This window comes from Bartonella sp. AA74HLJMH (genome assembly GCF_042197045.1).
In the GTDB taxonomy this organism is placed as follows: Bacteria; Pseudomonadota; Alphaproteobacteria; order Rhizobiales; family Rhizobiaceae; genus Bartonella.
On record NZ_JBHIRJ010000100.1, the window covers coordinates 1 to 1,120 of the forward strand.

Genomic DNA, 1,120 nt, shown 5'->3' on the forward strand with positions numbered 1-1,120 from the left:
GAACTTTATGGACATAGTCGCGGGACAATGACATTGGGGAATATGCTGAATTCTTTCAAACAAGAAGGTGTGCACGGGATAGCCAACGAAAACACGACTATCAATCTCTATGGACCAGCCTTTAATGTTTTAGTTGCATCCGGTCTGTTAGGTTATGTGAGTGATGGCAAACAAACCATTGTTGGCTTTGATGGGAATAGATACGACTTTGTCAGCAGAATTATTGGCGGCAATGGCTATACCTACGGGACACTCCCTGCTGGCAGTAACGTTTGGACAGAATGGTTGAGAGTGGCTACAAATCCCATAAGTTCCCATACCTGTCTTGGAGATGCGGGGCGTATGTGCAACATGCTTTACGGCTCATCTCATCGTGAACAATTTCCTTTAAGTAAATCATGGAGTAAAAAATGAAACACATCGTAAAATTATTAAGTGCTGTAACTTTGTTAAGTATAGCTGGGTGCCAGTTTAATAAAACTCCCATATCTTCTATAGGGGCATGGGAGAAGCCAGGAGCAGATTTTACGGAGATAGGAAAAGCCTTGTTAGAATGCGGTATGCCAACCCCTTATGATAAGGATCCAGAAAGTAGAAAGCTCAGTAATAATGCAAATGCAACCATTGATTCTTGCATGCTCCAAGCGGGATTTCGCTATAAATATGATGTGGGGGGAGGCTGGTGTGGAAATCATAAAGCTGAAAACTTGCCCATTTGTCGTCCAGGCGCTGTTGTTCCACAGCGCAGTGTCAAGAAGCGCTTGAACAGCCCGTTTTGTAAAAAATATAAAAATAGTCGCAAATGCCAGCCTTAAGTTTTGCTGTTTGTGATGATTAACAATCCGCCATCCTTGCCTTTGCTTGGAATGGTGGGATTGTTTTCTCAACCAATCATCTCAATATTGTTCACCGTTGTTTTAAGCAGCGATGACAGAAAATATCAACAAGCTTATGAGCTGTTTATTGTAAATAAATCCATTGAAAGAGGGGAATAATGAAGAAAATCTTAAAACTATTGAGTTGTATAGCTCTGTTAAGTATCACTGGATGTGTTAACTCAATTCCCTCACTTTCTCCAGCATTATGGAGAAATAAAATACTTTTAGAATGTGGAGTACCG

At 40.9% G+C, this 1,120-nt stretch carries 1 protein-coding gene and 1 pseudogene; both read left to right on the forward strand.

What is annotated here, in order from left to right; translation table 11 throughout:
• Nucleotides 1-414, forward strand: a pseudogene (locus ACFINH_RS09915) (filamentous hemagglutinin); the annotation flags it as partial.
• Nucleotides 411-815 carry a hypothetical protein gene (locus tag ACFINH_RS09920; RefSeq protein ID WP_375633002.1) on the forward strand — a complete coding sequence of 135 codons (405 nt, stop codon included), beginning with the start codon at nucleotides 411-413 and terminating at the stop codon, nucleotides 813-815. The pseudogene ACFINH_RS09915 and the gene ACFINH_RS09920, both read left to right, overlap by 4 nt.
• Nucleotides 816-1,120 lie beyond the last annotated feature (305 nt).